The sequence below is a fragment of the Shewanella sp. UCD-FRSSP16_17 genome, assembly GCF_001675935.1.
GTDB classification, from domain to species: domain Bacteria; phylum Pseudomonadota; class Gammaproteobacteria; order Enterobacterales; family Shewanellaceae; genus Shewanella; species Shewanella japonica.
The window spans coordinates 344,924-371,200 of record NZ_LZFV01000001.1; the positions used below are offsets into that span (position 1 = coordinate 344,924).

Genomic DNA, 26,277 nt, shown 5'->3' on the forward strand with positions numbered 1-26,277 from the left:
CAAATGTCTGAACAAAAATGTTTTGTATTTCGCCAAGAAAACTGTGTCGGCTGTGAAGCATGTACCGTCGCTTGCCAAGCAGGTAACGACGTCAATGAATTCGTTACTTTGCGCGATATTAGCCAAGGCGAAAAAATAAATAGTGAAGGTAGAGAAGTCTCGGTATTTTTATCTCAGTCTTGTCACCATTGTGAGTCACCGGTTTGTGTCGAGAAATGTCCACAAGGTGCGATGATCCAACGAGATGATGGCATTGTATACATAGATGAATCTACTTGTATTGGTTGCGGTGTTTGCCATTATGCGTGTCCTTATGATGCGCCTAAGATCGACCCAAGTCGAGGTGTGCTAACCAAATGTGATATGTGCAAAGATAGGCTTGATGTCGGTGAAAAACCTTTCTGTGTAACGGGATGTCCTGTACAGGTTCTAGATGTGATGGATCTCAGTGAGGCGTTAGCGTTACCTGGTGCGAGTATGTCAGGTGATGGTCATCAAGATTTAGGTACGGCCCCAAGTACAGTCTTTATTAAATTAAGAGGTTAGTGACTGGCAAAGCGTTAATATTATGAGCATTTAAAATATTAATGTCCTTTTTAAAGCTCAAAATGAAATGCTGTTATGTAAAAGCCTGTTAATTTAACAGGCTTTTTTAATACTAAAGTATAGTTTTTTTAGACGTAAAAATAATAAATAAAGATTTGTTATTTAGGTAACAAAGTTTTTAATGTTTATTTATACACTAGCTTTAAAAATCATTACACAGTAAATCGAGTATTACGTCTTTGATTTAAATTTCTGATATGCTTATCCCAGTTATTTGCAACTTGAATAACTGAGCTTGCTTGATCTAATAATGCTTGTTCATGGGATAAATCAATATCCAATGCAAAACCTCTCGCTAAAGCAATGATAGAGTAGTCGGTTTTTGTAATGGTTTCTTGATTAATACTTTTATTAATTACTACGCTGAAGCCGTTAAAAAAAGCGCTTAATAATTCAGACTCCGTTAAGGTTTCAGGAAAGGTTTCCACACGTCTGAAGTCATTAATTACCATACTTGAAAGCTTTCTGCTGATAGCATCTATCGATTTTGCTGGGTTAGATGATGCTAACCACACAGCTTCATTCTTTAAGGTGTTTTCGATAGCACTGGCCAATTCGGCTGCTCGCCATCTTTCTTTAAAGCTCATGACTAACATAGTTTACCTATTATTAATAAACCGCATTGAAACATCATACGAATTTTTTAAGCATTGAATAATGATCTAAATCACTGTGCTTACAAATCATCGCTATTACTTTTTATAACTGGAAATGCATCACAGATATTAATAATAACCTGAAATAATATGGTGTAAATTAAATAATAAGGAATAAACATGAGTAATTCAGATAACGTTAAATCTATAGCGTTAATGTTTAATATTTTAGCTGAAATTTTTTATCGAAATCCTGATGAAGAATTTAAAAATACCTTATCTGAACTCGATACATCAATATTCATAACAAATAAAACGAATTTGCAAGATCTAGCTTTATTAAAAATAGATGAAATTAAACAGCTAGCATCACAACTGCCATTATTAGCGCTTAAACAAGATTTTAATGCCTTATTTGTGAGGCCGAAGGGCAAGTTAGCGTATCCTTGGGGGTCAGTCTATTTAAATAAACAAAATCGTTTATTTGACCATACAACGCTTGCCTTTATGGACTTTTGTAAGCTCCAAGATCTTAATTTTAATCTTGAACATAATGAACCGACAGATCACTTTAGCCTGATGTTAGTTGCTTTGGTGCATTGTTTAGAGCTTGATAGTGTCTCAGGCTCAGCATCTAGCCAAGGTGAAGAGGGGACAAGTCGAACAGAGGTGCTACTGAGCCAACATCTTTTACCTTGGAGTGAACGGTTTTTAACCTTGGTTATAGATAATGATAATAGTGGCTTATACAGTGCAGCAGCGCAGTTAAGCAAGCTATTGTTGACTGAGTTAACTGCCGAGCTGAGTATTACCGTTGTTGAAGTTGAGTTATATAAATAAGTCGTTGTAATAAATATAAATAAAAAGCCAGATAACATGGCTATCTGGCTTATACGATTAATGATGAAAGACGTTATAGTTCAATCATTAACACACTAGATTGTAATGGTTTTAGCGTTATCGATATTGTGCCAATATCTTGATTAACCGTCATCTCAGTCTGTTCTTCAGTCGTTAGCAAATCTGTCATCTTATAAACACCATCAGTTAAGCTTACTGCTTTAAGCAAGGCTTTAGGTAAACTTAACGTTAAGTCAGTTGCTTCTTGTTGACTAAAATTGCTGATGACAACGATAAATTGGTTTTCATCATAACGGCTAAATGCAAACAGCTTGTCTGAGTAACCATTTTTTGTTGCTACAGATGCATCACGGTTATGTGTATCTAGTTCAAAATATTCGCCATTGAGTGCAGATGCAGTATGGCTTAAATTTAACAATGTTTGATAGTAAGCACGAAGAGATTTCTCTGCTTCAGTTGATTGTCCGCCATCAAATTTCCCATTGTTCATCCAGCGTTGATGCGCTGGTACGCCCACATAATCAAAGATACTAGTACGTGTGGCTTGACCGAAACCTGCGTTTTCAGCGCCTTTTTCACCGACATCTTGACCGAAATACAAAAGAGTAGGTGAACGGCTAATCGTGGTCGATACGACCATAGCTGGTAAGGCTGCTTCAGGACTACCAGCAAAATCATTGGTATTAATCCTTTGTTCGTCATGGTTCTCTAAAAAGTGCAGCATATGCTCTTCAATATCAGCGACTTTTGCCTGATCAACAGCTATTTGAGATGTAGCAGTTTTATCATGAATAATGTCTTTTAATGTGTCGTATAAATCGACCTTATCATAAAGGTAATCCATCTTTCCTAGGTGAATATAGTCACGATACAGACTCGGGTTATAGACTTCGGCTAATAAAAAAGCGTCTGGATTGATGTGTTTAATATTACTGTTCAAATAGCTCCAGAATTCTACAGGAACCATCTCTGCCATATCATAGCGAAAACCATCAACCCCTTTTGCTAACCAAAACTCGGTGATGTCTTTAAACTTAATCCATGAATCAGGTATGGCTGTTGGCAGTTGAGATTGCCAAAACAAATAATGCTCAGCAAGGGTCTTTTTATTGAACCCTTCAGGAAGTGTAGGGAAGTCATAGCTACCGTCAGGTTTGACACCATAGTTAACTTTTACAGTTTCATACCAATCATTCGCATCTGGCTTTGCTAATCGCGATCCATTCCCGGTCCATTTAGCAGGGCTTTCTTCAAATATTTTATCTGAAAGTGGATGTCGTTCGCCGCCTAAAGGCTGCTTTCCTTGATGACTGTCAGGCACTTGAAATGCTTGATCTACAATATAGTAAAAGTTGTTATTTTTAGCGTATTCAACATTAGTGTCATCGTTTTGGCCAAAATTACGATGACTAGGTAAGCTAGATGATTGATCAATCGACTCATAGCGTCTTGCAACGTGATTCGGCACGATATCGATAACCACTTTCATACCATTGTTGTGAGTGCGCAATATAAGTGATTCAAACTCATTTAAGCGATTAGCAGGATCACTAGCTAAATCAGGGTTAACGTTATAATAGTCTTTTACTGCATAGGGAGAACCTGCACGGCCTTTTACAACGTCAGGATCATCATTACTGATCCCATAATCAGTGTAGTCATTGATCAAAGCATGATGGGGCACACCTGTGTACCAAACGTGCGTGGTGCCAAGTGATTTTATGTCTTGTAAGGCAACATCAGTAAAATCACTAAACTTACCGACACCATTTTCATCTATGGTTCCCCAGGGTTTATTGGTTGTATTGGTATTACCATATAAACGCGTGAAGACTTGATATATGACTGGCTTTCCAGTCAAAGCACTTGTGTTGTGTAGTGCTGTATCGTGAAGCTTATCTTCTGATTCTGCAATGTGATTATCAATCGATGTGCTGGAGTGACTACACCCTGCAGCAAAAAATACGAGTGCGCTGGCGAGTACAGAAGTCCGCAGTTGTGGTTTATTAATACTTGATAGGGGATGCATAATTATCTCTTATTATTGAAGCGGTTAAGTTGAATAATTTAATCGCTGCAGTCATTTTTGTTTTTAGTTAGATAAGCTTAAGATAATGACACCTTTTTCTTGTAAAGTGAGTGGCTTATCTAATGAATACGAATGTTGACTGAACAGTTCAACGCCTGAGGTATGCTGACTGAGCACTTCACTAAATCGATTTAAATCAAGCTCAACAGCGTTTTCATTCTTGTTGTATATGATCAGAATATCTTCATTTTTATCAGATTTTTGATAACGTCTTACTTGCACGTAAACACCGTCTTTAGGCACGTAATGAGACAGGGTACCTTGTTGGATAGCAAGTGAGTTTTTACGAAAGTTTAATAAGGTCTTATTAAACGTTAGCGCATCTAATTGATCTGGCGTTAAGTTTGTTTGCTCAAATACATTGGCTTTATCCGTTGGCCAGCCGCCAGGGAAATCACTGCGCACTAACCCATCATTTCGGTCTTTGGTTGGGCTAGTCATTAATACTTCTGTTCCATAAAACATTTGTGGAATACGGTTACTTGTCATTACATAAGTCATCGCCATTTTATATGTCGCTAAATCTTCACCCATCAAACTGTATAGGCGGTTGGTATCATGGTTGCCCTCAAATAAGACTAAATCCGTCGGTTTGGCATAAATCACATCATTGGCAAGCATTTCATATAAAGTGATTAAGCCGCTTCCCCAGTCCTCTTTATCGGTAAAGCTTATAATCATTTCTTCATATAGCGGAAAGTCCATCATGCTAGGAGTATGTGAGAAATAACCATCAGCATTTTGTTTTCCCGCTTGCCAGTAACTGACTGTAATCGGGTTTGCAGTCCATTCTTCACCGACAATATTGAAGTTTGGATATTCATCCATAATCGCTTTCGACCAGCGAGTTAAAAATGTTTTGTCGGCGTATGAATAGGTGTCTTCACGGATCCCACTTAACCCTGCATATTCCACCCACCAAATGCTATTTTGAATCAGGTAATTTGCCATAAACTGATCATGCTGATTCATGTCAGGCATGGTGTCAGTAAACCATCCGTTTTCGAACTCGGCTCTGTCACTTTTCAGTGCGTAAGGGTCTTGTACTGTTGTTCGTCGATGGCTGGTATATAAGATATCAGATGGATTTTGTTGCCATTGTTGCTGGCCGTTTATCCAAGTTGAAGTTGGAAAATCTGCCATCCAGCGATGTCCTGAACCCATATGATTGACAATAACATCTTTAATAATTCCAATTCCGAACTGCTTCGCTTCTTCGACTAATGACTTGTATTCTTCGTTACTGCCAAAGCGGGGATCTATGTTGTAAAAGTCAGTGGTGGAATAACCATGATATGAATATTTTTGCTGATTATTTTCTAAAAGCGGGTTAATCCATAACTGGGTAACACCTAATTCGCTCAAGTAAGGAAGTGATTTACGGATCCCCATAATATCGCCGCCATGTCGACCATCTTTGTCTGCGCGATTAACTTTTTCGAGCATATCTGGATGGTTATCATTATCAGGGTTACCATTAACGAAACGGTCGGGTGTTATCAGATAAATGACATCTTTATTGCTGAAGCCTTGTCTGTCTCGTGATCCTGGCTCACGTGCAAGGATAGGATAATCAAAATGCTGCACTAGTTTATCGTTATCATAAATGGCGAACGTTAAGGTTTGTGGAGTGGCGTTAGCTAGGTCAAGATCGACAAATAAGTGGTTAGCGCTACTAGATTGATGAACGTCAATTAATTTAACCCCATTAGCTTGGGTGAGTCTGATTTGTTTGTTGGCGATATTGTCACCATAAACCAGTAATTGGAGTTGGTTGTTATGCATGCCAGCCCACCATGACTCTGGCTCAACTGAAAATGATGATACTTCTGAAGCAACTGGCGCTGAAAACAGCAAACTTATTAGTAGTGGGTAAGCTAATTTAAACTGATCCGTCATATTATAAACCTTGCTTTATATATTTTATTTGGGGATGAGATTACTGGTGATAGCGTTTAAAGCCGCTGAATATAGTCATTATGTGTTGGCATATTAGTAACTGCACCAGAAATGATCTGTTTTACATTACTTAAAAACTCAGTGAGATCATTTTGGTTAATATTGTTAGCGAGTGGGTTATAATCTTTTGGTGTCACCCCTTGGCCAAGTAAGACCTGGATCCAAGCCGCTTCTGTAAACAGTTCATCTTGATATCGAGTGACTGTTCCCGTTGTTCTGAAACAGTCAATTTTTTGCTGTAATGATGCAGGTATTGGCATATCACGACATTGTTGCCATAAGTCAGTTTTATTGGATGAACTGCTTCGTTGATTCACGTGATAATGTAAAATGATAAAGTCACGAATCTGTTCAAACTCCAACTTTGATTGACGGTTATATTCGTCAACGCTGGATTGTTGAATACCTTGATGTGGGAAGAACTTTGTTAATCGAATTATTGCAGACTGAACTAAATGTAAACTGGTTGATTCAAGGGGCTCAAGGAACCCACTGGAAAGACCAATAGCAACACAGTTTTTATGCCACTGCTTTTCACGCCTTCCTGTTGTAAAGCTTATCTTTTTGGGCTCAGCAAGTGTTTTTCCATCTAAATTGTTGAGCAATAACGATTTAGCTTCATCATCTGTTATATGCTGACTGCTATAAACCAACCCATTTCCGGTTCGATGTTGTAATGGTATGCGCCATTGCCATCCTGCTTTATGAGCTATTGAGCGAGTGTAGGGGACTAATGGCTCACTGCGCTCACATGGCACTGCGTAAGCACTATCACACGGCAGCCAATGTTGCCAATTCTCGTAACCGACATTTAATTGCTGTGCTATCAATAGTGCTGCAAACCCGGAACAATCAATGAACAAATCGCCGTTAATGACCTGGTCATCTTTAAGAGTAACCGATTGAATGTCGCCTTCTTGCTTAAGCTGTACTGAGCTAATGAATCCTTCAAGACGTTTTACTGATAAGTTTTCACTATATTGCCTTAGCATTTGGGCATAAAGAGATGCATCAAAATGATACGCATGCGTTATTCCAGCAAGAGGAGAGCCCTTAATTGTGTCTATAGGAGCAAATTTATTCTCAGTAGCAGCTTGATAGTTGAGTGAGTAATCCCAAAATGAATGAGCATTTTGAGGCGAGGACTTTAACCAATAATGATGAAATTGAGTGTAGCCAATATCCTTGCCAATATTGCCAAAAGCATGCATGTAGCTGTCTTTATCCTTACCCCAATTCTCAAATTGGATTCCTAGTTTAAAACTCGCTTGGGTTTGCTTAATAAAGTCAGCCTCGTTGATTCCAAGGACGCTATTGAATATTTGAAGAGGAGGGATGGTCGCTTCACCGACACCAATGGTGCCAATGGACTCTGACTCAATCAATGTGATGTTAAGTTGAGCCTTAAATAGTTTGATTAACATGGCTGCGGTCATCCAACCAGAAGTACCGCCTCCAACAATTACAATGTCTTTTATTTTATTTTTATTCATAGTAATCGCCTTTTATTTGCCGGTTGTAATAAACAGATTATGGAATAATAAAGAGCCCCTGTAACAGGTTACAGGGGCTCTTTCAATGTTACTAACGAGACAAAAGCGCCTTAATTAGAACTTATAGTTAGCGCCTAGCATGTAGTTACGACCGTAATTTTGATAATCACGAACATGACGTGCATCTTCACCTGTATAAGATGTGAATGGCTCATTGGTTAAGTTATTCACTTGGAAAAGTACAGATAAACCATAAAGGGCATCAATACCGCTTTCAGAGAAGTCATAACCCACTTGAGCATCAACCACAGTTTCAGCTTTGATGTTCACGTTTTGACGCGTCAAACTAATTGCGGTGACTTCACCTAAGAAGTCACTACGGTAGCGAGAGCTAACACGTGCTTCAAATCCAGAGTTTTCGTAGTACACAGTCGCATTAAATGTTTTCTCAGAAAGACCTGGTAAAGTAGTAGGATCGCTGTCTGGTGTTTCTTTTACTTCACTGTCGTTATAAGAACCACTCATAACCGTACCAAAACCTGTTAATGCATCAGCAAAGAAGCCAAAATCTAGTGAGAAAGAAGCCTCGATACCTTGTACATAACCGCCGTCACCATTTTGTGGCTGAGTTACGATGCCAATAGGGTTATCGCCTGGGTTTTGCGGCAAGATAGTACTGAAATCAAATGCTGACTGTTGGTCATAGACATAGTTTTCTAAATCTTTATAGAATACTGCTATGGCAAAGTAACCTTGATCACTGAAGTAGTTTTCATAACTCAAATCGTACTGACGAGCTAACCATGGACGAAGTTCAGGATTACCTGCACCACCAGACCAGTTTACTCCGTCATTAGGGTTTTCATTGTAGCTAAAGTTAACGTTTGCATTCATTTTGTCCATTCGTGCACGAGTTAATGTACGTGCAGCTGCAAAACGAAGCATTTGTCCTTCAGCAACTTCTAAACCTAAGTTGACGCTTGGTAACCATTCTAAATAATCGTCACCTGCCGTACGTGGAGTAACGACTACTTCACCGTTTTCAACTGTTGCAACAGTACCGTCTGAAGTTTGATCTGTATGTACCGCTTGAATACCAAAGTTACCTGTTAGTGGTAGGTCAAATAACTCGCTTTCAATATTAGCCATAATGTAAGCAGTAGAAATCTCTTCGTAAACGCCCCAAGAGTTAGTGGCACGAGATAAGTCAACATTTGCTACATCAGTTTCTGTGTAATTACCGTCGTTATAAAAAGCTAGAGAATCATAGCTTAATACGTCGCCCATACCGAAGAAATCAAGAGAAGTAGGGCTCAGTAAATACTGATCAGGTACTGTCATTACATAGTTTGGGTCTGTACCGTCATAACCTTTTAAGGTTAAGTAGTAACCTTTATCTAACTTGGTTTTATCACGATCTGTACGGTTTACACCAAATTCAATACTACGGAATGCACCATCATCAAATACATATTCAGCACTCAAACGGAAAGATTTTAATTCATCTTCAATCTCTGGTTTGTTAATAAAGCCGTCTTGAGTGTTTGCGCCTAACGGGCTACCCCAACCAAGTGGATCACCTAGTTTGATAACGTTTGGATCTGAGTAATCTAAATTGTGAGTGAAGTTATAACCACCACTGCCATTGTAGGCGAAGCCTAAATCATCAACGGCACCAACACCAGTACCACGACCTGTACCACTGTAGCTTTCCATACCGATATCAGTACGTTCTGCTTTTGACAAAGCAACATCAGCTTCAACAGACCAGTTATCATTTAGGAAAAATTTATTATTCCACCCTACAGATAAAGATTCAGCATCACGCTTATTGACGTCATTACGAACAACAACTTCAGCGCCACGAATAATGCCTTCAGTTACCAAACCATCTTCAGTATTAGTGGCTTCCACACCGCCATTAGCGCCCCATGCTGCTGGGATCTCAATACCACGTAATCGCTGATCATCAGTAAATTTTGAGTAATAAAGATCAACCGTTGTGTGGTAAAAATCATTTGGAGCATATTCGAATACCGCTAGAACACCATCACGCTCAAGCTCTGATGAACGAACAAATGGCTTAGCACCACCTAACACACTATCACCAGCATCATTTTCAGGGTAACCCCAAGCCTGCCAGCGTTCTTCTTGGTTAGGTGACATCATACGAGCATAACCTAATGCAATACCGATAGTATCATCTGCAAATTGGTCAATGTATGAAATGCTGCCACGGTAACCAGTGTCATCTGAGCCGCTATTTAATGCGCCTAGATCGTTCATTTCGCCACGTAAACCAATTGCGAATGTTTGCTCGCCGTGTGCTAGCGGACTAATGGTTTGCATATCGACTGTACCACCGATAGCCTGAGCCATTACTGATGCATCTGGCGTTTTATAAACCACAACACGATTTAATAATTCAGAAGGGTATTGGTCGAATTCAACTCCACGGTTGTCGTTAACAGAAGCCTGTTCACGGCCATTTAATGTTGCAGTTGTGAAGTCAGGGCCCATACCACGAATAGAGATAACGTTAGCACGGCCATCAAGACGCTGTGCTGATACACCAGGCAGACGTGCAAGTGATTCTGCAATACTGACATCAGGTAATTTACCGATATCTTCAGCTGAAATCGCTTCAACAATTGATGAAGAAGACATTTTTAATGATTGAGATTCTTGTAAGCTTCGACGAATACCGGTGACTTTTAACACCTCAATTGATTCATCTGCAGTAGCGGCTTCTTCTGCTTCAGCTGCGTAACCGTACATACTTGTACTGGCAGCAACCATTGCTAACGTTAGTAAGCTTGGTTTAAATAGCGACATCCATCTTTCCCCTTCTGAATGGCCAGCAGCCCTTAATTAATGTGTAAGGTTGGGCTGCTAGATTTCTATTATTTATATTTACAGTCTTTATAGTATTTCCTTCAGCTTGCTTAAATGACTGCATAAGCGCTGAGGTATATGTCCGTTTTGTTGCGGAACAGTGAAGATACTACTCCTAGCATTCTTTCTACGACAACGTTATGCATACGTATTCAAAGGTTATGCAGGCTAAAAAAGGCCGTTTTTTTACTTTTAATTAACATTCAAAAGTCTTGTTGCTGATTAATTAAGTTGTTGAATTGTAGCACTTAACTTGTGGTTTTGTATTTTTAAAATTTGTATTAATTCTTTGCATACGTATGCAGCTCTATTGAACCTGATTTCCATATTCACGTATCCTCGAGTCAATTAAATAATAATGACGGCTCGTTACTGGGTCGCAACAAAGAGTTAACTATGTCTAAGTTGTTTAATAGTTAATTCTCTTATTACAGAGGGTGTGCAATGAGTCAGTTATCATGGTGGCGCGGTGGAGTGATATACCAGGTATATCCACGAAGCTTAATGGATTCCAATGGCGACGGAGTAGGCGATTTACAGGGAATTATTGCGAAACTTGATTACATTGCTAGCTTAAATGTTGATGCGATATGGATATCTCCTTTTTTTAAGTCTCCAATGAAAGACTTTGGTTACGATATTAGTGATTATCTCGATGTTGATCCTATGTTTGGCACCATGAATGACTTTGATGAGTTAATCGCCAAAGCGCACAAATTAAATATTAAAGTGGTTATTGATCAAGTATTGAGTCATACCTCAGATGAACATGCGTGGTTTAAGCAAAGTAAATTAAGCCGTGATAATGATAAATCGGATTGGTATGTTTGGGCAGATCCACAAGAGGATGGAACGGCACCTAATAACTGGCTAGCTATCTTTGGTGGTTGTGCTTGGGAGTGGGAACCACGTCGTCAGCAGTATTATTTGCATAACTTTCTTAAAAGTCAGCCAGATCTTAACTTTCATAACACAGAAGTGAGAAAAGCGGTTCTAGATAATGTGGAGTTTTGGCTTAAAAAAGGCGTCGATGGTTTCCGTTTAGATGCCATTACCTTCTGTTACCATGATGAACAGCTTCGTGATAACCCTGCAAAACCTAAAGATCAACGCCAAGGCCGAGGCTTCAGCGAAGATAACCCTTACGCGTATCAGTACCATTATTATAATAATACTCGCCCACAAACGGTTGGTTTTATCGAAGACTTACGTGCATTGATCAATAAGTATCCTGGTGCAGTGACCTTAGGTGAAGTCTCATCTGAAGATTCACTTGCGACGATGGCAGAATATACTCAAGGTGACGATCGTTTACACATGGCATATAGCTTTGAATTACTCACCAATGATTTCAGTGCTGCTTATATACGTCAAACAGTTGAAGAATTAGAAGCCAGTATTGGAAATGGGTGGCCTTGTTGGGCTATTGGTAATCATGACGTTCAACGTGTTGCGACACGATGGGGCAAAGGTGAAGCGAACCCTGACTTAGTCAAAATGCTAAATGGCTTGTTGTTTTCACTTCGCGGCAGTGTGTGTAGTTACCAAGGTGAAGAACTGGGCTTAACTGAAGCGCCTATTGAATATGAGCAATTACAAGACCCGTTCGGTATTACATTCTGGCCAATGTTTAAAGGTCGAGATGGTTGTCGTACGCCTATGCCTTGGGATCATGCCCATTTGCAAGCAGGGTTCAGTCAAAGTAAGCAAACATGGTTACCCATACCTGATGTCCACAAACAGTTAGCTGTCGATGTTCAGGAACAAAATAGCAATTCAACTTTACACGCATATCGTCATTTCTTAGCTTGGCGCAAAGATTTCCCTGCATTAATTGCAGGTGACATTAAGTTTATTGATAGCAGTGAACCTATTCTTGCTTTCACACGTCATTTCGAAACACAAACCTTGTTAGTGGTATTTAACCTGGCAAATAAAACTCACGAGTTTGATGTTTCGAACTTTACAATTAACCAAGTCATTACTGACCATGGTTTGGCGAGTGCAGTTGTAGATAAAAACAATCGCGTTTTTCTCGATGCATTTAACTGTTTCTTCGCTGTGATTGATTAAATCTTAAATAGCGATCTCACGATCGCTGTTCATATATTCAATTTACAACCATTACACAATAACAAGAGTAACAAGAATATGGCCTCTACTATCTCTAGTTCTAATACGACCGTTAGCCATTCAGGTGATGGAAAATACCGGTTTGCATTGGTTTCGCTGACCTCACTCTTTTTCATGTGGGGATTTATCACGTGTCTTAACGACATTTTAATCCCGCACTTAAAGGCTGTATTTTCATTAAGCTATACCGAAGCTATGCTGATTCAATTCTGTTTTTTTGGTGCTTACTTTTTAGTGTCTTTACCTGCGGGTAAGTTAGTCAAAAAACTCGGCTACCAGCGCGGTATCGTTACTGGATTAGTTATTGCAAGCTTCGGTTGTGCGTTGTTTTACCCTGCAGCTGATTTAGCCGTTTATGGTTTGTTTTTAGGGGCACTTTTTGTATTGGCATCAGGGATTACTATTTTACAAGTTGCTGCTAATCCTTATGTAAATGCACTTGGGAGCGAAGAAACAGCTTCTAGCCGTCTTAATTTAACCCAAGCTTTCAATGCGCTAGGCACGACAGTTGCGCCATACTTTGGCGCTATCTTGATTTTATCGGTCGCTACAGGTGCCGTTGGGGAAATGAGTCATGCTCAAGCCGAAGCTGAAGTCGTTAAAATGCCGTATCTGTTTCTTTCGGCCACTCTAGCCATTTTAGCAATTATTTTTGCCAAACTGTCTTTACCCGTTATTGAAGAGCACGTAGAACAAGAAACCACAGGTGAAGTGAGCTATAAAGGCAAAACCAGTGCGGTACAAAGCTTACATCTAGTATTAGGTGCAGTGGGTATTTTTGTTTATGTTGGTGCTGAAGTCTCTATTGGTAGCTTTTTAGTTAACTTTTTAGGTGAAGAGCACATTGTTGGCTTACAAGAAGCCGATGCTGCTAAATACATTACCTATTATTGGGGCGGAGCTATGGTAGGGCGCTTTATCGGTTCTGCTGTAATGCAAAAAATTGCTGCAGGTAAAGTATTAGCCTTTAATGGTTTGGTTGCCGCAATATTGGTGTTAGTGRCAATGTATACCAGCGGTGAAGTTGCTATGTATGCCATTTTAGCCGTGGGGTTATTTAATTCAATTATGTTCCCGACCATTTTCAGTTTAGCACTAAGAGATTTAGGGCCGCACACGTCACAAGGCAGTGGTATATTGTGTTTAGCTATTGTTGGTGGTGCAATCATTCCTTTATTGCAAGGTGTCATGGCTGATTCAATGGGCATTCAACCAGCATTTATATTGCCTGTTGTTTGTTATGCTTTTATCGTATTTTACGGTGCTAAAGGCGCTCAGATGTCATAATTCAGTTAGATAATTATGTCGTAACTAACAAGCAGCCTTATGGCTGCTTTTTAGTTTTCTACTTAGGCCTTGTTAATTCGGCTTAAAGCCTGATAAATCATAATCAATACTTGCGCTACAGCCTGATAGCTCCTATGATCCATCCGCTTTTCCTATATAAATTTCTTTTCCATAATTCTGTGAGATTTTCAATGCTGACTTTTCCACTTTCTGGCAGTTCTTCTGAGCTGGTAATCGATGTGCTAACCATGGTGTTAACTGATGGTAAACCATTAGATAGAGCATACTCTCACAATTTCTCAGGCCGCCAATTACCGCCAGCAGAGCTTGCGCGAATTACAACGGTAACGGGCGATATCCTGCGTCGATTAAACTTATATTGTGAACTTGTAGATATACAAGCTTCTGATATCGAACGTATGGGCTCGAAATTATTAAATGGCTGGCATTTGTTTCATGAATTAGATCTACCGAAAATGGAATATGCTTTACCCGTTGATCAAGACGATTTTGCGCAGAAACTCGCTGAAGCGAAAACTAAACCAGCATTGTGGGACGGTTGTCCTGAATGGTTAGATGATATTGGCGCTGCGCAACTTGGCGAAAAATGGCCAGCTGAGCGTGCTGCATTAGCAATGCCTCCAAAACGTTATATTCGAGCGAATAGTTTAAAAGCGAGTCGTGAAGAGTTAAAGCAACGTTTAACAAAAGAGCTGGTAGCAACCAACGAAGTCGAAGGTGTTGAGAGTGCATTAGAAGTGCGATCTGATTCAGCATTATTTAAAACGGCAGCGTTCAAAGAAGGTTTTTTTGAGCAACAAGATGCGGGTTCTCAATTAGTTGCAGCAGCAGTCGACGCTAAACCGGGGATGCGTGTTGTAGATGCTTGCGCTGGCGCTGGTGGTAAAACCTTACATATTGCAGCGCAAATGCAAGGTAAAGGCCGTTTGCTAGCAATGGACGTTGAACAATGGAAACTCGACAATTTAAAAGCACGTGCGAGAAGAGCAGGTGCTCACAATGTTGAGACTCGAATTATTGCCAGCAGTAAAACAATTAAACGCCTAAAGTTAACGGCTGATCGCGTACTGTTAGACGTACCATGCTCTGGTTTAGGTGTGTTAAAACGTAATCCAGATGCAAAATGGCGAGATACGCCTGAACGTTTACCTATTCTAATGGAATTACAGAAAGATATTTTGCAAAGCTACAGCAGAATGGTGAAAGTTGGCGGTATATTGGTTTATGCAACTTGCTCAATTATGCCTGATGAAAATCGTAATCAAGTCGATGCATTTTTAGCCGCTAACCCGCATTTTAGCTTTATCGATGATGAAGAAATTTTAGTTTCAGAGCACGGGTTTGATGGTTTTTACTTAGCGAGAATGGAACGCGTTAGCGAAGCGTAAACTCAGTTGTTTTAATTTAAAACAAGTTATCAAAGCAGTCATGTTAGCAGACATTACTGCTTTTTTTGTTCTTCTAAGAACAAAATATACCAAAGCATATTTTTGTAAGAGAATCATACTAGCTAGGTGTTTGTCCCAGATAGAGATGTTAAATTTTAGTAATACTTTGGTTGATCTTCTTTGTTTTTATGAATAATCTCAACAGTAAATTAAAAATAAAAACTAGTATTGTAGGCTAGCTGTAATGCTAAGGAGCTCTATGGAAAGTGCCCAATTTCAACCAATGAATATTGAAGAACATGCCGTACTAAGTCATCGTTCATCAAGTATCGTGCGTTATAGTACGATACTTTCTATGGTTTTAGATGGGTCACCACTCAGAGAAATCCTCCATTCATTAGTCCTTTCCATAGAAGCGCAAAAAATCGGTACTAAAGCCTCAGTATTATTGCTAAGCAATGATAAAAAAAGATTACTGACTGGTGCTGCTCCAAGTTTACCTGAAGAATATAACCAAGCAATTCATGGTGTTGAAATCGGTATTGATGTTGGTTCATGCGGCGCTGCTGCTGCAACCAAAAAACGTGTCATTGTTGAAGATATTGCAAATCACCCCAATTGGGCCGCCTATAAAGAACTACCGCTTAAAGCAGGGTTAAAAGCGTGTTGGTCAGAGCCTATTATCGATACCCATGGCAATGTACTTGGTACTTTTGCCATGTATTACGATACGATTAAATCTCCTGCTGGCGTTGATCTTGAGTTAATACAAGAAGCTGCAAAGCTTGGAAGCCTTGCCATAGAGCGTAGTCAGGGGCTGCATTTACAACGATTAACTAGCCGTATATTTAATAAACTGCCAATGGGCTTGATTATCACCAATGATGAACATTCAATTTTGTCCGTTAACCCTATGTTCAAAACCATCACGAGAGACTTTACTGCTGACAAGCAATGTTTCGATCCTAATGTTTTTTTTGAGCAATCCGATCCGGTAGTACTGGAGTCAATGCTGAAGAACATTCATCGTGGCAATACTTGGCAAGGTGAGTTACTTGCTTATAAGCGAAATGGGCAAACCTTTGATGCTGATGTTACGGTCACCACTTTCAGGGATTATCATGGTGAACAGAATTGTTTTTCTTGGCTTATTACTGATATTAGCGAGCACAAAAATGCAAATCGTTTGATCCATTTTCAAGCAAATAACGATGCATTAACGAGTTTAGCTAATCGTCGTTGTTTCTTAGATAAAATCTATGACTATGTTTGGCAAATAGAGCGTACCCATCAAAAAGGGGCGGCTTGTAGTGTTCTATTAATGGATATTGATAATTTCAAACAGATTAACGATAGTTTGGGACATGAAAATGGCGACGTATTACTAAAAGAAGTATCAAACCGTTTAGCCAATGTCGCTCCTTCAAATGGCTTATTAGCTAGAATCGCGGGTGATGAATTTGGTTTATTCATTCCTGGCAAAATCTCTACCTCAGATCTAATCAGCATTGCCAAAGATATCAACCAAGTGGTGACTGATAAAATTAATATAGATAATCAACAAGTTCACCCCTCTATTAGTATTGGTATTTCTCGATACCCTGAAGACTCTACCATTGTTGAATCTTTGGTCAATTGTGCCAGCCAAGCGATGTATGACGTTAAGTTAACCGGTCGTAACGGTTATCAGTTTTTTAATAAGACAATGCAGCAAAATGCTGAACGTACCGCTTATTTGCAAATGGAGATGACTAAGGCATTAAATGAGCAAGGGTTTGAATTGTACTTTCAGCCAATAGTGTCGACTCAAAATACTCATATTGCTAAGGCTGAGATTCTATTGCGCTGGAAGCTTCACGGTGAGTTTGTGTCACCTGAGGAGTTTATTCCCATAGCTGAGCATTCGGGTTTAATCGTACCAATTGGAAAGTGGGTTAGAGAAAAAGCCATCAAGCTGATTAATCAATTTGTTGAACAAAATACGCCTATTGCACTGTCGGTCAATGTATCGACCTGCGAATTCTTAAATGATGAGTTACAACATCAATTTATTGATTCAATCAAATCCTGCAGTGAACAATCATGCAAGACCGCATTTCCGTTTGAGTTATTAACCTTGGAAATTACCGAGTCGCTAATGATGGACCAGCATCAAAATATTGAAACCTTACTCATACGATTAAGGGAGTGGGGAATTAAAATATCGGTCGATGACTTCGGCACTGGTTACTCATCGTTATCTTATCTTGCCAACTTCCCAGTTGATCAGATAAAAATTGATAAAGCGTTTATCCAAAAAATTGAACAGGGCGCACGGCATAAAGCATTAGTAGAAGCCATTGCGAGTATGAGTAATGCTTTAGAGTTAACTGTTACAGCTGAAGGCGTTGAAACACAAACTCAGTTAGATTTCGTTAAAACGCAAAAAGTCGACGATATTCAAGGTTACTTTTTTTATAAACCAATGCCGCAACAGGAGTTTTTAGCATTAGTTGAAAAACAATTTTGCTCTTAAGCTAACTAAATAAATACTGAAATAAACTAAGCTTAGATAACCCTTAATACTTGATGTTATTTAACTGTGATATGTCGCCTTATAAAATCGATATAACACCGCTTTCGATGACTATCAGACATCTTACTCACCATTTATAGTAACCAGTAAACGCCGACGTCCGCCATGGTTACGATGTTCTCCAAGATATATTCCTTGCCAGGTGCCTAGCTCAAGTTGGCCATTTTTAATCGGTATGGTTACTTGGCAACCTAATAAGCTAGACTTTAAATGAGCGGGCATGTCGTCACTGCCTTCATAGGTATGAATATAATAAGGCTCATTTTCTGCAGCGACACGGTTGAAGTAAGATTCAAAATCTTGCCTTACACTTGGATCTGCATTTTCATTGATTGTGATGGAAGCGGAAGTGTGTTGTAAAAAGACATGCATTAAACCAACTTTTAGCTGATTAAGTTCGGGGATTTGATTGAGAATTTCGTCTGTGACGATATGAAATCCACGTGTTTTTGATGCGAGTTGTACTTGCTTTTGTAGCCACATAACTTAATCACTGAAATGGTAAAAATGAGTCCAAATTGTAGTTAAAATCAGTCATTTTTCCAACAGTTTAAAATTCTGTTCAAAAAAACTAACTCAGTAGAAAACACTATTAGGATGATTAACGTGATGATTTGGCGTGTTTTATTTGTTGTATTTTTTGAAACCCTTACCAGCATTGACTTACAAGGCTTCCTTTAAACGCTTAATCAAAAAACACTAAAAATGCTGTCAAGAGCAGAATTATCAAATTGTTTACTTAAGCAATAGCTAATAAAAAGATTAACACGTGTTAGCTGAGTGTAAAACAAACGATTGATACAAATTGATGCACTTTATGTTGCGTATTAAAGCCGTGTTTTTTGTGTACGTGGAGTGCATTAAACGCGCTTTTCAATGGCATTTAATGTGTTTAAAAATTGAGAAGTTTATGCATTTTGGAATAAAAAGTAAGACGTGTTTAGCTTAGGAATAACCGGAAAGGGAATAAAAAAAGCCGCTTAATTAGCGGCTTTTAAATATGATTTAATCAACTAAATCAAGCTGATATTGTTTACGCTAGCATGCTTTTAGGCTCAGTAAATTCAAGTTCTAATGCTTCTGCAACTTCTTTGCAGACAAGCTTGCCATGAATAACGTTTAAGCCATTTAATAAATGCTTGTCGTCTAATAACGCTGCTTTGTAACCTAAGTTCGCTAACTTAATGATATAAGGCAGTGTAGCGTTATTGAGTGCGAAAGTTGATGTACGTGCAACGGCACCAGGCATGTTGGCAACACAGTAATGAACAACATCATCAACAATGTAAGTTGGCTCTTGGTGAGTTGTTGCGTACGACGTTTCAACACAACCACCTTGGTCAATAGCTACATCGACAATCGCACTACCTGTTTTCATGCGTGAAATCATGTCGCGAGTCACTAATTTAGGGGCTGCAGCGCCAGGAACTAGGACACCACCAATAACAAGATCCGCTTCTAGAACATGACGTTCAATTGCATCAGCTGTTGAGTAAATCGCTTTAACTGAAGAGCCAAATTGAACGTTTAAACGACGTAAGGCATCGATACTTCTATCAAGCACAACAACGTCTGCGCCCATACCCACAGCCATTTGCGCAGCATTAGTGCCGACCATACCGCCGCCAATTATCACGACTTTAGCTGGCTCAACACCTGGAACACCACCAAGTAACATACCGCGACCACCTAAAGACTTTTCAAGTGCGCGTGCACCAGCTTGAATCGACATACGTCCAGCAACTTCTGACATTGGAGCAAGTAACGGTAAGCCGCCACGATCATCAGTGACAGTTTCATATGCGATACAGACAGACTTACTCTTAATTAAGTCTTCTGTTTGCGGCATATCCGGAGCTAAATGCAAGTAAGTAAATAGGATTTGATCTTCACGAAGCATAGCGCGTTCAACAGCTTGCGGCTCTTTTACTTTGACAATCATGTCTGACTGAGCAAAGACTTCTGCAGCTGTTTCTAAGATAGAAGCACCAGCGTCAATATAATCTTGGTTGGTAAAGCCAATGCCCATACCGGCATTAGATTGAACGAATACATCATGGCCTTTAATCGTTAATTCACGAACGCTTGAAGGAACCATACCTACACGGTACTCGTGGTTTTTGATTTCAGTAGGGATACCAATAATCATTTTGTGCCTCTATTTAAATTTGTCGGTGTCGACATCTCAATTGTTATTATATTCGGTCGCCTGAACGTGCTTATTTCAGGGAAGTCTAGTATAGTGCCCTAGACGCAGTTTATGCTGCTAAACTTTACACATTAAAAGATGAATATGTTGTTTTTGTGCTAAAGCAAGGTTAATAATATGGCAAATAATAAAAAAAATTCTGTAAAAGATTTAGATCGGATTGACCGTAATATCCTCAATGAACTTCAAGTTGATGGTCGCATATCAAACGTGGAGTTATCCAAGCGAGTTGGGTTAAGTCCGACTCCTTGTTTAGAGCGAGTTAAGCGTCTTGAAAAACAAGGTTACATTAATGGCTATACAGCATTAGTTAACCCGCATTATCTTGGTGCATCTTTACTTGTCTTTGTGGAAATCACGTTAACACGAGATACGCCCGATATTTTTGAGCGCTTCAACAAAGCAGTTCAGTTGTTAGATGATATTCAAGAGTGTCATCTAGTTTCTGGTGACTTTGATTATTTATTGAAGACTCGAGTATCTGACATGTCGGCATATCGTCGTTTATTAGGTGAGACACTACTTAAGTTGCCATCAGTTTCTGATACTCGTACTTACGTGGTCATGGAAGAAGTCAAACAAACTAATAAAGTCGCATTAAATTTATTAGCAGATAGCTACTAAACTTTCTGACCAAATAAAATAAAGGGCGTTGCCCTTTATTTTTTTATCTAAAATCCCACTTTTTGGCTTTTTTACCGCCTAAATTGCTTACTTTTTACTCCAAAACCCCTTTGTTAATTAAATATTGGTTATGCAGGCATCTATATGAAAACATTAGGTTGAGCTTGGCTTTCAAGCATTGCATAATCACTGCAACGTCAATGATATTCTGTTATTGTTATCATTCTTATTTAATTCATATTCAGGTGTTTTCGTTTGTCTCAGGGAAATAGTCTTCAAACACTTAGTGGCCTACAGCGTCTTCTTGAAGGTGGCCTAATCATTTGTTGCATGACAGCAACATATATCCTTTTAGCTTTAAGTAGCTTTGACCCAAATGATCCAGGCTGGAGCCAGTCCCATTATCAAGGGGAAATCAGTAATTTAACTGGTGCTGTGGGCGCGTGGACTGCAGATGTCTTGTTCTACTTCTTTGGCTTTATTGCTTACCTTATTCCCATCATTATTGCGGCAACAGGTTGGTTCATATTTAACCGAACTCATAAATTGTTTGAAATTGACTACTTTTCGGTTGGATTAAGAATTATTGGATTCATGCTTATGGTATTAGCCTTAGCTGCGTTAGCGAGTATGAATGCTGATGATATTTATGTTTTTTCAGCTGGTGGTGTTGCGGGAGATGTCATTGGCCAAGCTATGCTGCCTTACTTTAATAATCTTGGCACGACTCTCTTGTTGCTTTGCTTTATTGGTGCAGGCTTTACATTAGCGACAGGTATTAGCTGGCTCACGGTCATTGAAGGCACAGGTTACGGCACGATATGGTGTGTCAAAAAAATTATAAGTTTGCCTACCTACTTTTCTGGAAATACAGAAACAGAAGACACGCGAGGTTTCTTGTCTGTTGTCGATAAATTCAAGCAGGGTCGTGACAATGCCAATGTAACTGCTGACACTAATACAGAATTCAGTGCACCACAACATGATGAAAGTCAGGGCGACAATCAAATTACCCCTGCAACGACACGTGAATATGGCGGAAAACTAGAACCTCAGTTCACCGCCGACAACGAAGAATCAAACCATGATTCCGTTTACGTTGATGAAGATAATAGCGTAGATAAACCTTCGGTTTTCTCGCGTTTAAAATCTAAACTTTCACCACGTCGTCAACAAGTAAATGATGCTTTGGATGACGAATATATGAATGACTCAGAGCAGGCTCAGGCAAATATAAATGAGCAGGGCAGAGTCGAACCTCAATTAAACACAAATGACGCTATTGTAGCTGATGACACGCCCGCGTGGGCCGCAACAGGTGATGCTCCAGCGGTTGATCTTACTCAACAGAACCAACAAAACAGTGTTGCTGAGTTTGGCGATGAGTTTGAACGTACGACGTCTATTGGTGCAACGGTTATGGCTGCTGCGGTTAAAAACCAGCAATCAGACTCGGTATCAGATTCTGTGGCTTCTACTGAAAGCGAACCCGTTCAAGCAAGTGCAGCTGAAAAACCGTATGTTGCCGAGGGGATCATTGTTATTCCTGGTCAAGAGCCGCAAGTGGTCACGAGTCAGCCAAGAGTGGCAATGCCGCCATTACCGAGTATCAGTTTATTAGATGTACCTGATCGTAAAGAAAACCCAATAACTAAAGATGAGCTAGACATAGTTGCAAGGCTTGTTGAAACTAAATTAGCTGATTTTAACATTGTCGCAAACGTGGTTGGCGTATTCCCAGGACCGGTTGTGACAAGGTTTGAACTTGAACTTGCACCAGGTGTTAAAGCCTCGAAAATTACAAACCTTTCTAAGGATTTAGCGCGCTCTCTACTTGCTGAAAGTGTTCGTGTTGTAGAGGTCATTCCAGGAAAAGCCTATGTTGGCTTAGAGTTACCTAACAAATTCCGTGAAACGGTCTTTATGCGAGATGTGCTTGACAGTAAAACCTTTGATGAAAGCCAGTCGAACTTATCTATGGTGCTGGGTGAAGACATCGCGGGCGACCCTGTTGTTGTTGACTTAGGTAAAATGCCGCATTTATTAGTAGCGGGTACTACAGGCTCGGGTAAGTCTGTCGGTGTGAACGTCATGATCACCAGTATCCTTTATAAATCTGGTCCTGATGATGTTCGCTTTATCATGATTGACCCGAAAATGTTGGAACTGTCGGTTTATGAAGGTATTCCGCACTTACTTTGTGAAGTTGTCACCGACATGAAAGAAGCAGCCAATGCGCTGCGTTGGTGTGTTGGGGAAATGGAACGCCGTTATAAATTAATGTCGGCGCTGGGTGTACGTAACCTTAAAGGCTACAACACCAAGATTAAACTGGCTAAAGAAGCTGGCACACCGATCGTTGACCCGTTGTGGAAATCATCGGAAAGCATGGATGAACAAGCGCCTGAATTAGATAAATTACCTTCAATTGTCGTTGTGGTTGATGAGTTTGCCGACATGATTATGATTGTTGGTAAAAAGGTAGAAGAGTTGATTGCTCGTATTGCCCAAAAAGCGCGAGCTGCGGGTATCCATTTGATACTAGCAACCCAAAGACCTTCTGTGGATGTGATTACTGGTTTGATTAAAGCCAACGTTCCAACACGGATAGCTTTCCAAGTTTCTTCAAGAATTGACTCTCGAACCATTTTAGATCAACAAGGTGCAGAAACCTTACTTGGCATGGGTGACATGCTTTATTTACCACCAGGAACAAGCGTTCCTATTCGTGTTCACGGCGCGTTTATTGACGATCACGAAGTGCACAAAGTGGTTGCTGATTGGCATGCACGAGGTAAACCACAATATGTTGATGAAATTCTAAATGGCGTAAGCGAAGGTGAACAAGTATTACTGCCAGGTGAAACAGCTGAGACTGATGATGATACCGATCAACTTTATGACGAGGCTGTGGCATTTGTTACTGAAACGCGTCGTGGCTCAATATCTAGTGTGCAACGTAAGTTTAAAATTGGATATAACCGAGCCGCTAGAATCATCGAGATGATGGAAGCGCAGGGGATTGTTAGTACACAAGGCCATAACGGAAATCGTGAAGTATTAGCGCCACCGCCGCCTAGAGGCTAACATTAACCTGATTGGCAATGGCACCTCAGATATGAGGTAGTGTGTAATAAGCGTTCTGCACCTCAAACAAGTAGTAGGAAACAATATGACAAAAAGTGTTGGTGTAATTTCAATGGTAGCCTTGTTGCTATCTGCTAACGTGATGGCAGATGATTCACAAGCATTGCGTAGCAAATTGGAACAACTTGATTCATTAAAAGCGAATTTTACACAAGAAGTCACAGATATTAACGACAAAGTTATTCAAAGTGGTAGTGGCATCTTTGCATTAGCATACCCCAATAAATTCTTTTGGCATTTGACTGAACCTGATGAGTCATTAATCGTGGCTGATGGCTCTGATTTATGGATATATAACCCGTTTGCAGAAGAGGTGACGGTAATGGATTTTGCTGATGCAGTTGAAGCATCGCCAATCGCATTATTGGTACATCGAGATGAGAGTACATGGCAACAATACCATGTTAGCCAAGTGCAACCAGAGTCTGGTAAAGCGTGTTATTTGATTAAGCCTAAATCATTGGATACGTCTGTTGTGACTGTCACTGTGTGCTTTAACGATTCAGGCATTAGTGATTTTAGCTTACTTGATCAGCAAGGTAATCATAGTCAATTTGCTTTAAGCGAGCAGACTAATGTATCAACAGAAGAAAAGGGGTTGTTTGAGTTTGTTATCCCAACAGATGTCGATATTGATGATCAGCGTCAATCAGAGCGATAAATCATAGTGGCTAATTTAGGATTTGACTTTGCCCCTGACTTTCGCCCATTGGCTGCTAGAATGCGTCCAAGGGATATCAGTGAGTATGTCGGGCAGTCTCATCTATTAGGTAAAGGTCAACCTTTAAGGCAAGCTCTTGAAGCCAACCGTGCTCACTCAATGTTACTTTGGGGGCCTCCAGGAACGGGTAAAACTACCCTAGCAGAGCTCGTTGCCCATTATGCGAACGCACATGTTGAGCGAATTTCTGCTGTAACGTCTGGTGTAAAAGAAATTCGAGCAGCTATAGAACAAGCTCAAGCCGTGGCACAAAGCAGAGGCCAACGTACTTTATTGTTTGTTGATGAAGTACACCGTTTTAATAAAAGCCAACAAGATGCATTTTTACCCTTTATTGAAGATGGCACGGTTATTTTTGTTGGTGCCACCACGGAAAATCCTTCATTTGAGTTAAACAACGCGTTGTTATCTCGAGCAAGAGTCTATTTAATCAAACCACTTTCTGACCAAGACATTGCTACAATTATCCAGCAAGCCTTAACGGACGAAGAGCGTGGCTTTGGTACTCGTCATTTTGTTATGCCAGATGACGTGATGCAGCAATTAGCCAGTATTTCAGATGGCGATGCGAGAAAAGCATTAAACTTATTAGAGTTAATGAGTGACTTGGTTGACGAAAACGGCAGTTTTACACCTGACATGTTGACGCAAGTTGCCGGGCATCAAATGGCAGCTTATGACAAAAATGGCGATCAATTTTACGATTTAATCTCGGCAGTGCATAAATCAGTTCGCGGTTCTGCTCCCGATGCCGCTTTATACTGGTATTGCCGTATATTGGAAGGTGGCGGCGATCCGCTATATGTTGCAAGACGATTGCTAGCTATCGCTTCAGAAGATATCGGCAATGCAGATCCAACGGCAATGAATATTGCGCTAAATGCTTGGGATTGCTTCCACCGAGTGGGACCTGCAGAAGGTGAAAGAGCAATTGCACAAGCGATAGTGTATATGGCAAGTGCCCCAAAAAGTAATGCCGTTTATACTGCTTTTAAAGCCGCAAGAGCATTAGCACGTGAGTCAGGCCATGAATCAGTGCCAGATCATCTACGAAATGCACCAACTCAACTAATGAAAAATATGGGATTGGGGGCAGAATATCGCTACGCTCATGATGAACCTGGCGCGTATGCTCCAGGGGAAAACTACTTCCCAGAATCATTACAAGACAGCCAATTTTACTATCCAACAGAACGTGGTTTTGAAAAACGGATAAAAGATAAATTGGTCCATTTGGCTGAACTTGACAGAACAAGTGAGGTAAAACGATATGATTAGCTTGACCAATATCATGTTTGTGGCACTCGGCGGCTCTATTGGAGCAGTTTTTCGCTATGTTATTTCAATTTTAATGCTTCAGCTATTTGGAAGCAGTTTTCCTTTTGGTACACTGTTGGTCAATATATTGGGATCATTCATAATGGGCATTGTATATGCCATTAGTCTCGAAACCTCGCATTTAAGCCCAGAGCTAAAAGCGATGGTCGGAGTTGGCCTTTTAGGTGCTTTAACCACATTCTCGACTTTTTCCAATGAAACATTATTGCTAATGCAAGAGGGACTCTTCATTAAAGCAATTCTCAACGTGTTGTTGAATGTCATCCTATGTATATTCATGGTGTATGTCGGTCAGCAGCTAGTATTTTCTCGCATTTAACTATTAAGAATATATA

18 protein-coding genes are annotated in these 26,277 nt (G+C 39.9%); 11 read left to right on the plus strand and 7 right to left on the minus strand.

Features of this window, described 5'->3' with window-relative positions; genetic code table 11:
• Positions 1-3: 3 nt before the first annotated feature.
• Positions 4-546, plus strand: a complete 543-nt coding sequence (locus A9267_RS01515) for a 4Fe-4S dicluster domain-containing protein (RefSeq protein WP_065107987.1) — start codon at positions 4-6, stop codon at positions 544-546.
• 212 nt (positions 547-758) lie between these two features.
• Here A9267_RS01515 and A9267_RS01520 read toward each other — a convergent pair whose 3' ends face one another.
• Positions 759-1,202, minus strand: a complete 444-nt coding sequence (locus A9267_RS01520; RefSeq protein WP_065107988.1) for a hypothetical protein — start codon at positions 1,200-1,202, stop codon at positions 759-761.
• A gap of 180 nt (positions 1,203-1,382) precedes the next feature.
• On the opposite strand from A9267_RS01520, the gene A9267_RS01525 reads away from it, so the two are divergent.
• Positions 1,383-2,042, plus strand: coding sequence for a TorD/DmsD family molecular chaperone (locus A9267_RS01525; protein ID WP_065107989.1), 660 nt, complete (start codon positions 1,383-1,385; stop codon positions 2,040-2,042).
• Between the two features lie 73 nt (positions 2,043-2,115).
• On the opposite strand, the gene A9267_RS01530 is transcribed toward A9267_RS01525, so the two are convergent.
• From A9267_RS01530 to A9267_RS01545, 4 genes are all read right to left on the minus strand, one after another.
• A complete protein-coding gene (locus A9267_RS01530) occupies positions 2,116-4,092 on the minus strand; it encodes an alpha-amylase family glycosyl hydrolase (protein ID WP_082972157.1) in 1,977 nt (658 codons plus the stop codon).
• 63 nt (positions 4,093-4,155) lie between these two features.
• Positions 4,156-6,051 carry a glycoside hydrolase family 13 protein gene (locus tag A9267_RS01535; protein WP_065107990.1) on the minus strand — a complete coding sequence of 632 codons (1,896 nt, stop codon included), beginning with the start codon at positions 6,049-6,051 and terminating at the stop codon, positions 4,156-4,158.
• Between the two features lie 56 nt (positions 6,052-6,107).
• Complete coding sequence (locus A9267_RS01540; RefSeq protein WP_065107991.1) at positions 6,108-7,604, minus strand: tryptophan halogenase family protein; 1,497 nt, start codon at positions 7,602-7,604, stop codon at positions 6,108-6,110.
• Positions 7,605-7,718: 114 nt separating this feature from the next.
• Complete coding sequence (locus A9267_RS01545; protein WP_065107992.1) at positions 7,719-10,439, minus strand: TonB-dependent receptor; 2,721 nt, start codon at positions 10,437-10,439, stop codon at positions 7,719-7,721.
• Between the two features lie 504 nt (positions 10,440-10,943).
• Between A9267_RS01545 and A9267_RS01550 the strand changes: the two genes are divergently transcribed.
• From A9267_RS01550 to A9267_RS01565, 4 genes are all read left to right on the plus strand, one after another.
• Entirely contained in the window at positions 10,944-12,572 is a 1,629-nt protein-coding gene (locus A9267_RS01550; protein ID WP_065107993.1) for an alpha-glucosidase family protein, read from the plus strand.
• 78 nt (positions 12,573-12,650) lie between these two features.
• Positions 12,651-13,919, plus strand: coding sequence for a sugar MFS transporter (locus A9267_RS01555; protein ID WP_065107994.1), 1,269 nt, complete (start codon positions 12,651-12,653; stop codon positions 13,917-13,919).
• A gap of 191 nt (positions 13,920-14,110) precedes the next feature.
• The gene (locus A9267_RS01560) at positions 14,111-15,328 is read left to right on the plus strand and encodes an RsmB/NOP family class I SAM-dependent RNA methyltransferase (protein WP_055026021.1); all 1,218 of its coding nucleotides are present in this window, start codon (positions 14,111-14,113) and stop codon (positions 15,326-15,328) included.
• A gap of 259 nt (positions 15,329-15,587) precedes the next feature.
• Positions 15,588-17,843: an EAL domain-containing protein gene (locus A9267_RS01565; protein WP_065107995.1), complete on the plus strand. Its 2,256-nt coding sequence runs from the start codon at positions 15,588-15,590 to the stop codon at positions 17,841-17,843.
• Between the two features lie 123 nt (positions 17,844-17,966).
• On the opposite strand, the gene A9267_RS01570 is transcribed toward A9267_RS01565, so the two are convergent.
• Entirely contained in the window at positions 17,967-18,386 is a 420-nt protein-coding gene (locus tag A9267_RS01570) for a secondary thiamine-phosphate synthase enzyme YjbQ (protein ID WP_065107996.1), read from the minus strand.
• 550 nt (positions 18,387-18,936) lie between these two features.
• Complete coding sequence (gene ald / locus A9267_RS01575) at positions 18,937-20,052, minus strand: alanine dehydrogenase (RefSeq protein ID WP_055026024.1); 1,116 nt, start codon at positions 20,050-20,052, stop codon at positions 18,937-18,939.
• 177 nt (positions 20,053-20,229) lie between these two features.
• Here ald and lrp point away from each other — a divergent pair, with 177 nt between their 5' ends.
• The 5 genes from lrp to crcB all read left to right on the plus strand — a co-directional run bounded on the left by lrp (position 20,230) and on the right by crcB (position 26,261).
• Complete coding sequence (gene lrp, locus A9267_RS01580) at positions 20,230-20,736, plus strand: leucine-responsive transcriptional regulator Lrp (RefSeq protein WP_055026025.1); 507 nt, start codon at positions 20,230-20,232, stop codon at positions 20,734-20,736.
• 255 nt (positions 20,737-20,991) lie between these two features.
• Positions 20,992-23,823, plus strand: coding sequence for a DNA translocase FtsK (locus A9267_RS01585; RefSeq protein WP_065107997.1), 2,832 nt, complete (start codon positions 20,992-20,994; stop codon positions 23,821-23,823).
• Positions 23,824-23,908: 85 nt separating this feature from the next.
• Entirely contained in the window at positions 23,909-24,544 is a 636-nt protein-coding gene (gene lolA, locus A9267_RS01590) for an outer membrane lipoprotein chaperone LolA (protein WP_065107998.1), read from the plus strand.
• Positions 24,545-24,604: 60 nt separating this feature from the next.
• Positions 24,605-25,882 (plus strand): replication-associated recombination protein A, encoded by a 1,278-nt coding sequence (locus tag A9267_RS01595; RefSeq protein WP_443018782.1) that lies wholly within the window; start codon positions 24,605-24,607, stop codon positions 25,880-25,882.
• Positions 25,875-26,261 carry a fluoride efflux transporter CrcB gene (gene crcB, locus A9267_RS01600; RefSeq protein WP_372036725.1) on the plus strand — a complete coding sequence of 129 codons (387 nt, stop codon included), beginning with the start codon at positions 25,875-25,877 and terminating at the stop codon, positions 26,259-26,261. The genes A9267_RS01595 and crcB overlap by 8 nt, the downstream gene beginning before the upstream one ends.
• Positions 26,262-26,277 lie beyond the last annotated feature (16 nt).